This window comes from Streptomyces sp. RP5T, from assembly GCF_003933965.1.
Lineage (GTDB): Bacteria > Actinomycetota > Actinomycetes > Streptomycetales > Streptomycetaceae > Streptomyces.
This window is the reverse complement of the sequence record NZ_RSAJ01000388.1, coordinates 1-8,044: the sequence shown is the minus strand read 5'-3', so window position 1 is coordinate 8,044 and position 8,044 is coordinate 1. Positions and strand designations below refer to the sequence as shown.

The 8,044-nt window shown below is 69.4% G+C and carries 8 protein-coding genes; all 8 read right to left on the bottom strand.

The window, feature by feature from the left end:
* On the bottom strand, positions 1–1,848 hold a 1,848-nt coding region (locus EHS43_RS30805), incomplete at its 3' end, for an ABC transporter ATP-binding protein (protein WP_148104125.1).
* Positions 1,845–2,279 carry a lasso peptide biosynthesis B2 protein gene (locus EHS43_RS30800; protein WP_125193977.1) on the bottom strand — a complete coding sequence of 145 codons (435 nt, stop codon included), beginning with the start codon at positions 2,277–2,279 and terminating at the stop codon, positions 1,845–1,847. The genes EHS43_RS30805 and EHS43_RS30800, both read right to left, overlap by 4 nt.
* Positions 2,276–2,563 carry a lasso peptide biosynthesis PqqD family chaperone gene (locus tag EHS43_RS30795; protein WP_312023452.1) on the bottom strand — a complete coding sequence of 96 codons (288 nt, stop codon included), beginning with the start codon at positions 2,561–2,563 and terminating at the stop codon, positions 2,276–2,278. The genes EHS43_RS30800 and EHS43_RS30795 overlap by 4 nt, the downstream gene beginning before the upstream one ends.
* The gene (locus tag EHS43_RS30790) at positions 2,560–4,416 is read right to left on the bottom strand and encodes a lasso peptide isopeptide bond-forming cyclase (protein ID WP_125193976.1); all 1,857 of its coding nucleotides are present in this window, start codon (positions 4,414–4,416) and stop codon (positions 2,560–2,562) included. Before EHS43_RS30790 ends, EHS43_RS30795 begins: the two co-directional genes overlap by 4 nt.
* A 26-nt stretch (positions 4,417–4,442) precedes the next feature.
* Complete coding sequence (locus EHS43_RS30785) at positions 4,443–4,553, bottom strand: keywimysin-related RiPP (protein WP_125193975.1); 111 nt, start codon at positions 4,551–4,553, stop codon at positions 4,443–4,445.
* Positions 4,554–4,999: 446 nt separating this feature from the next.
* Entirely contained in the window at positions 5,000–6,280 is a 1,281-nt protein-coding gene (locus EHS43_RS30780) for a sugar ABC transporter permease (RefSeq protein WP_125193974.1), read from the bottom strand.
* Entirely contained in the window at positions 6,271–7,047 is a 777-nt protein-coding gene (locus tag EHS43_RS30775) for an ATP-binding cassette domain-containing protein (protein ID WP_260470792.1), read from the bottom strand. Before EHS43_RS30775 ends, EHS43_RS30780 begins: the two co-directional genes overlap by 10 nt.
* Before the next feature lie 31 nt (positions 7,048–7,078).
* On the bottom strand, positions 7,079–8,044 hold a 966-nt coding region (locus tag EHS43_RS30770), incomplete at its 5' end, for a sugar ABC transporter substrate-binding protein (protein ID WP_148104124.1).

Sequence of the window (8,044 nt, the reverse complement as noted above, 5' to 3'; positions counted from 1 at the left end):
GGGGCGTACGGTCGCGCGTGCGGGGGTCCGGGCGCCGGCGGGATGGAGCATCTGTCCGGCGGCAAGCTCGCGATAAAGGGGGCTGCTGGTGAGCAGTTCCTCGTGGCGTCCTTGGGCGGCGATCCGGCCGTTGTCCAGAACAACGATCCGGTCGGCGTGCTGGACCGTGGAGAGCCGGTGTGCGATGACCAGGAGAGCGCATTCCCGGGCGACGTCCTTCATCACTGTGGTGAGCGCGGTCTCGTTGATGGTGTCGAGGTGCGAGGTGGGTTCGTCGAGCAGGAGGATCGAGGGGCGGGCGAGCAGCGCGCGGGCCAGGGCCACGCGCTGGCGCTCTCCTGCCGAGAGGGTGCCGCCGCGCTCGCCGAGCATTCCGGACAAGCCACCCGGCAGCCGCCGCACGACGCCGTCCAGTTGGGCGAGCTCGACGACGCGCCGCACCTCGGCGCCGGTGGCGTCGGGCGCTGCGTAGGTGATGTTGTCCCAGAGGGTGCCGTGGACGACGTGGGCGTTCTGGTCGACGACGGCGATGCGTTCGCGGCAGGCGGTACGGCTCAGGGCGGGGGCGGGCAGGCCGTCGAACAGCAGGGTCCCGGAGTCGGGTTCGTAGAATCTGGCCACGAGGGCGAAGATCGTGCTCTTTCCAGCACCCGACAGGCCGACCAGAGCCGTCTGCTGCCGGTGAGGGACATCGAACGAGACGCCGCGCAGCACCGGCCGGCCCGGGTCGTAGCCGAAGCTGAGATTCCGCAGGGCGAGGGCCGGTTCCTCCGGCTCCTCGCACGAGCCGTTCCGCCGGACTTCTTCGAGTGGGCGTGATCGGAGGGTCGGCGTCTCCTGGCAGGGCTCCGCCGGCAGGGTCAGCGCCTGCTCGATGCGCTGGTAGGCCCCCATACCCCGCTGCATCAGGCCGACCGCCCGGAAGACCGAGGACAGGGGAAGAACCAGGTAGGAGGCGTAGAGCAGAAAGGCGACCAGGTCACCGAGGGAGTTGGCGTGGCCATTGACGCGAAGGCCACCGATGACCAGGACGATCAGAAAGGAACCCTGTACCGCGAGTTCCACCGCGGGGCTCATCATCGAGGCAAGTTTCGCGGTCCGTACGCCGGCGTCGTACGCCGCCTCGACACGTTCTCCGATGCGGGCCGCTTCACGGTCCTCCGCTCGGTGAACCCGGACCATCGGCAGGGCGCCGAGGGCGCGTTCCAGGTCGGCGGCGATCGCGCCGACGGAGGTCTGCATGCGTTCGGAGGCGGCGCGGATCCCCTTGAGGAGCGAGGCGACGATCACCGCGGCGGTGGCCACGGTCGCGGCGACCAGGAGCAGCAGCAACGGGTCGATCCACGCCATGAGGACGATCGCTCCCGCGGCGACGAGGGAACCCGTCACCAGATCGACCAGTGCCTGGGAGACGACTTCTCTGAGCAGGGTGGTGTCGGAGGTGACCCGGGAGATCAGGTCGCCGCCGCGGTGCCGGTCGTACTCCCTCATCTCCAGCCGGAGAAGTCGCGCCACCAGACCGTGGCGAAGCCCTCGTACGATGCCTTCGCCCATGCGCTCCATGACGTAACGGCCCACGGCACCGGTTGCCGCTTCGGTCACGAACAGGACGGCCAGGAGCAGCAGCAGGGGCCACATCACCTGTCCCCGTCCGCTCGCGTCCACGACCTGTTTGGCGACGAGCGGCTGAGCCAGGCCCAGAGCGGAGCCGACCAGAGTGAGCGCGGTGGCGACGAGGACCGAAGCCCGGTGCCCGGCGGTCAGCCGGTACATGGTGGCGACCGCGACGCGGGTGGAGCGGTCCCCCTCCACTGCCAGGTGCGCCTGATCCACGACGGTTTCGGTCATCGGCTCGATCGGCTCCCGGGAGCGACCGTGATGAGCCGGGTGAAGTAGTCGTCGGGCACACCCTCGTCCACGGGGTGGCCATCGGCCTCGATCCAGGCGTGGGCCGTGAAGGGAGGCACCACGCGCACCCCGGTGCACCAGGTCGGCCAGCTCCCGTTCAGGCGGCACAGCAGCGCCGCTCCCAGAGACCTGGGCAGGCAGCCTTTCGGCCCGGCGCAGCGCAGGCTCACCGCGCACATGGCGTCTCGTGCGTTCTTCGCCTGTGTGACGGTGGCCGGCGTGGCTCCGCGACGGGCGAGGTGGAGGAGGGTGCGGATCCGGCGGGGTGGCAGGAGGGCGAGCGCGCAGGCGAGGGGCAGGACGAGACGGGCGGCCAGGCGTTGGGGGAAGGGCACACCCGTGGGCCGTTCCAGGGCGCTGGGCGTCGTCATTGGGCCAGCCCCGAGGCCTTCAGGTCCTTCACCAGGACCTCGACGTCCTGCTTCGCCTGGGCGAGGTCGATGTCGAACTCGTCGACAAGCGCGGCGACCGCGGCGGCTTCGTCACCACCCCTCATCAGCGTGCTGACCACGAGGCTGCCGGTCGGATTCAACTCCCAGTATTCCCCGGCACGTTCGTCCAGGAGGACCGTGCCGTAGTCCGTCTCGGCGGTGGAGACGTAAGCACCGAACTTCAATGCCATGCGGGTGCCCTTCTGCTGGGGAGCGGTGGTCATGAGGAAGCGGGAGCCACGGGCCCGGTGGTTCGCCGGAGACCGCGCAGCCACACCTCGGCGGCGATGGTCGAGTAGAGGATCGCGTCGCGCAGTTCGGGCGTGGCCGGACGTTGAGCGAGCCGACGCAGGGCGGCGCCGTCGACCAGCCCGAGCTGTTCCAGCCGGGAGTCCTCCCAAAGCGCCAGCAGATCGGCGCGGTGCTCGCGCAGTCCGTTGGACGCGTCCATGGAAGCGGCGGCCTTGTTGGTGCGACGCAGGCACGCCTCGGGCACGATCCCGCTCATGGCGGTGGTCAGGAGGGGTTTGTACTGCCAGGGGGTGACGCGCTCGCTCGGGCGTACGGCGAGGCAGGCCTCGATGACGCGGTCGTCGAGGAACGGCGAGGCCATCGGCACGCCGGCCCGGGCGGCCATCCGGTCCCACTGACGGATGATGCGGGTGCAGGAGAGGATCTGTTCGAGGTCGGTGTGCAGGCCGCGGTCGGGGTGCAGGGGGACGGCCGTCAAGGCCGCCTCGCGCAGCGCCCGTTGGGCCATCCGTTCGGCGTCGGGGGTGACCCAGTCGAAGAGGCGAGGGGGCATGCCCCAGCCGAGGCTGGTGCTGACGGTGGCGGGTAGCGGGTCTCGCAGGCGGTCGGCGGAGTCGGCCAGCCACTTGCCGTACGGCCGCGAGTCGACCAGCGCGCGTGCCGTGCCGCCGAGGGGCCACTGCCACAGGGCCCTGAAGCCGCGCAGCTGACGCAGTGCGAACAGCGGCCGGGTGCGCAGCAGTCGGTGGTAGTACGCCTCCGAGCACCAGGCCACGTGGTCGCCACCGATACCGGTCAGGTGCAACCGGCTGCCGCGCTTCGCCAAGGGGGGCAGGTGGTGCAGGACCCTTGATCGGTCCATGACGCCGATGGTCGGTTCGTCCAGCAGGTCATCGATGTCGAGCAGGTCGGTGTAGACCAGCGGTGAAGCGTCGGCGTCCCAGACCACGTGGTCGACGCCCGGCATCGACCGGGCGGCCAGTTCGGCCCAGTGCAGATCGGTGTCGGCGGGGTCGCGCCCCGGCCAGGTGCTGGCCACCACCCGGGCCGGCGAGCGGTCCGCCAGGAAGCAGATGGAGGTGGAGTCCAGGCCGCCCGACAGGTCGCAACTGACCACGCCACCCTGCCGGGTACGGGCGTCCACCGCCGCGGTGAGGGCATCGCGGACGAGCGGGGCGCCGTCGGCGAGGCTCCGTTCCGCTTCCGGTGGTGTCCACCAGTGCGAGTGGCGCACGGTGCGGCCGTCCGGCGAGACGATCAGCGCGTCTTGGGGGGACACGGCGGTGACGCCTCGCCACATGGACGCCTGGGCGAGTGGATGGGGAACCGGCCACAGCAGCCGGACGGCCAGTTGCTCCTCGTCAGGGTCGGTTCCGAGCATGTCGGCGAGTACGTCGGCACGGCTGGCGGCCACCTGTGTCCCGTCGACGAGGGCATGAAAGACCAAGCGGAGCCCGGAGGCGGTGCCCTGCACTCTGAGGCGCCCGTCGAGCGCGGCGACGAGATGGAAGCTGCCGGGGAGGGAGCGGGCCAGTGCGTCGAGTTCGGCGAGATCACGTAGCCGTCCGGCTTGGCGCCGGAGCTCTACGGCATCGATCGGACAGCAGCCGATGACGGCGAGGGCCGTCTGGCCGGCGCGCGCGGTGACGATCTCCTGGTCGTGCCACTGCCCCACCATCCAGGGCCGGCCCGATGCGTGTCGCAGGGTTCGCGTGCCGGGGCGGGTGAAGGAGCGGGCCGCGGCGGCCGCGTCCTCCCGGTCGGTGAAGACCGTGAAGTGCGCGTCGCCGGGGCCCGTCCCCGCACTCTCGTGCAGTTCAGTCATGACGTCGGGTCAGGAACGGTCGCTCGTCAGTTCTTGCTCAGGATGAGGCGGTCGTTGCCGGAGCTCTGCAGGAGCCCGGTCTTCTTCCGGAACGTCCCGAGACGGAGCAGCGTCGGCGCCTCGTAAGCCTTCTTCATGACTTCTCCTCACATGCGGTGTCTCGACCGCCCCTTGGTCGGCGGGGAACCGGAGGCCGGTTCCCCGCCGTCCTGTCCAGGCTCATCGGGAGCCGGAACAAGGAAGCGGGTGTGCACAAGAGTTATGCGCCCGGATGAGTGCGCAGCAAGACCAATGAAATAAGTAAGATCGTCCTTCAATTGTCCGGACGACCGGAGAGCAACGCTGCGGCTCACCGGATTCTCAAAAATGCAGCATTCAGCGATTCGGATGCGCGCACAGTCGGAAAAAGGTTTCGACCTGCGCATCGAGAAGCACACCGTCGAGGTGACGAAGGAGGCGGCCGACGGAAGCCGGACGGAGCCGACGGGCTCAGTCGGCCCCCGTCGCCGTGCAACCTCTCCTTCCGAGCCTTGACGGTTTCGCTCGCGACGTGCGGACGGCCGGAGGAGTGCAGTAGCTGAGCTCAGGCCCGTCCGCGCGGCTCCGCAGCGCGCCGGGCCACCGAGTCGGAGACCACCGCGACGAGCAGCACCCCGCCGGTGATCATGAACTGGGTCGCCGAATCGACTCCCAGGAGCGCCATACCCGAGGCGATCGACTGGATGATGAGCACCCCCAGCAGGGCGGACCAGGTCGAGCCACGTCCGCCGAACAGGCTGGTTCCGCCGATGACGGCAGCGGCGATGGCGTTGATCAGCAACATGCCGGCGCCGGGCACCTGCGTCGCCGAGGTGAGCCGCGACGCGACGAACAGGCCGCCGACCGCGGCCAGGGCTCCCGACACCAGGAACACCGAGATCCGCACGCGCGCCACCCCGACGCCGGCCCGCTGGGCCGCCTCCGCACCACCGCCCAGTGCCAGGACCTGTCGGCCGTAAGGCGTGCGGCGCAGGAGGAGGTCCGAGGCGATGATGACTGCGAGGAAGATCAGCAGCGCCAGCGGCAGGCCCTCGAAGCGGCGCAGCACGTAGACGGTGGCGAAGACGGCCACCGCGAGGAGCGTCGTACGAGCCCATATCTCACCCGTGGGCCGGTACGGCACCCCGGCGGCGGAGCGGCGCCTGCGGTCGTGGTAGGAGACGAGGAGGTAGGCGGCCGTGCCGAGTGCCGCGAGGCCGTAGGCGGCGACGGCGGAGCCGAAGTAGCGGCCGGTCAGCTTGGCTACGAGCCCGTCCTCGCTGAAATCGATGGAGCTCTCCGGTCCCAGCAGATAGAGCATGAGCCCGTTCCATGTCAGCAGGCCCGCGAGGGTGACGACGAACGCGGGTACGCCGGTTTTGGTGAAGACGAAGCCTTGGACGGCTCCGGCTGCCGCGCCGCAGATCACGGCGATGATCACGGCGAGCCATTCCGGCAGTCCTTGGTTCACACTCAGCGCCGCGAAAAGAGCGCCCGACAGGCCGGCGAGCGCGCCTACTGACAGGTCGATCTCGCCGATCAGCAGCACGAAGACGACGCCGACAGCGATCATTCCGGTCCCGACGATGTCCACGCTGAGGACGGACAGGTTGCGTGGCGAGAGGAAGTTGTTGTTGAGGCTCTGAAAGACGGTGCAGATCACGGCTAGGGCGAGCAGGGCCGGGGCCGGGCCGAGTTGCCCCTTGCGGAGTCTGTGGCGCACCGCGTCCGCGTACGCCCTGAGACGTCCGGTCAACCACTGCCCGTCGCGCCGCCTGTTTGTGGCAGGCCCGGCGTCGGCGCGCGCCCGGATCCCCCTACCCGTCCACCTCCCCCTCACGGCCATGCCTCCTCCGGGTCGGCCGGGTGATGGGGGGCTGAATTGTCCGCCGCACCGGTGATGGAGGCGATGATCTGTTCCTGAGGGGTGGTGCTCACGTTGAAGAGGCCGTTGTTGCGGCCGAGGCGCAGGACGGCGACCCGGTCGGCGACGGCCTTGATGTCCCCCATGTTGTGGCTGATGAGGAGCACCCCAGCGCCCCGGTCGCGGAGCTCCTCGATGAGGTCGAGGAGCTGATTGGTCTGTTGGAGGCCCAAGGAGGCGGTGGGCTCGTCGAGCAGGAGCAGCCTGGGCTCGCTGAGAAACGAGCGGGTGATCGCGACGACCTGCCGCTGGCCGCCGGACAGGGTGGCGAGCGGCGCACGCACGTCGGGGATGCGGATGGGCAGCGTTTGCAGCAGTTCGCGGGTCCGGCGCTCCATCTCCACCTCGTCGAGGATGCCGAATCGCTGGATTTCGCGGCCGAGGAAGAGATTGGCGACGACATCGAGGTTGTCGCACATCGCGAGGTCCTGGTAGACGGTCGCGATTCCCAGCAGCCGGGCGTCCTGAGGACGCCTGATATGGACGGGACGGCCCTCCCATTCGATGATGCCCTTGTCTGGTGGACCGACGCCCGAGATCACCTTGATCAGGGTGGACTTACCGGCAGCGTTGTCGCCGACCAGGGCAACGACCTCCCCGGCCCGGATCTCGAGCTCGACGTCCACCAACGCCTGGACCGCAGCGAAGTGCTTGGAGACGCCGCGCAACGCCAGCAGGGGCTGAACCACGGGGCCACCTTCCTCCGCCTTCGAGGCGAGCTCATCGTGTGAGTCCGGCCTTGTCGCAGGCGGACCGGAGGTTCGGGGGGCATAGCTGGTCGACGGTGTAGATACCGTCCTTCACCAGGGTGTCCTTGATGTTGCCGACCGTCACCGAAACGGATGGCAGCAGGACCGCCGGGATGTTCTTGGTGGTAGGGCTGTCCACGGTGCTGGTGGCGATGGACTTGACCGTCTTGCCGCGTCCCAAAGCGATGGCCATCTCGACGGCGGCGTCGGCCGCGGACTTGTAGGGCTTGTAGACGGTCATGTACTGATCTCCCCTGACGACGCGCTGCGCGGCCACGAGGTCGGCGTCCTGGCCGGTCACCGGGGGCGGTGGCCTGACCCCGGCGGCGCCGAAGGCGGAGATCACGGCGCCGGCGAGGCTGTCATTGGCAGCCAGTACGCCGTCGATGCGGCTCACACCCAGATTGGCGATGGCGCCGGTCATGTTGGCGTAAGCGTTCTCCGGCCGCCATCCGACGGTGTCGTACGACTTGCCGATCTTCACCTTGCCCTTGAGGACGGAGAGCGCTCCCCGCTTGAACCAGCCCGCGTTGGGGTCGACCGTGGCGCCATTCATCATGACGATCTGGCCGCCGTTCGCCTTCGGACCCATGGCCTTCAGGAGTGCCTCACCCTGAAGCCTGCCGACCGTCGCACCGTCGAAGGTGACGTAACCGGAAATAGGGCCCTGCGCGAGCCGGTCGTATGCGACGACCGGGATGCCGGCCCGGTGCGCGGCCTCGACCGACGAGCGCAGCGACTTGGGGGCGATGGCGGCGATGATCAGGACGTCCACGCCCCTAGTGATCATGGCGTCGATCTGCTGCCGCTGGACTGCCGGATCTGCGGTGGCGGCGACGATCGGTGCCGGGCAGTGCGGGCACAGCTGCTTCAGCCTCTTCTCGATCAGGGGCCTGTCGAACTGCCCGAAGCGAGAGGCCCCGCCCCCCGGGAGCAG

What these genes read in the sequence shown, in the direction of transcription:
- EHS43_RS30780 (WP_125193974.1), bottom strand. Translation starts at nt 6,280, where the DNA reads ATGGCCGTGAGGGGGAGGTGGACGGGTAGGGGGATCCGGGCGCGCGCC.
- EHS43_RS30785 (WP_125193975.1), bottom strand. Translation starts at nt 4,553, where the DNA reads ATGAAGAAGGCTTACGAGGCGCCGACGCTGCTCCGTCTCGGGACGTTC.
- EHS43_RS30795 (WP_312023452.1), bottom strand. Translation starts at nt 2,563, where the DNA reads ATGACCACCGCTCCCCAGCAGAAGGGCACCCGCATGGCATTGAAGTTC.
- EHS43_RS30800 (WP_125193977.1), bottom strand. Translation starts at nt 2,279, where the DNA reads ATGACGACGCCCAGCGCCCTGGAACGGCCCACGGGTGTGCCCTTCCCC.
- EHS43_RS30790 (WP_125193976.1), bottom strand. Translation starts at nt 4,416, where the DNA reads ATGACTGAACTGCACGAGAGTGCGGGGACGGGCCCCGGCGACGCGCAC.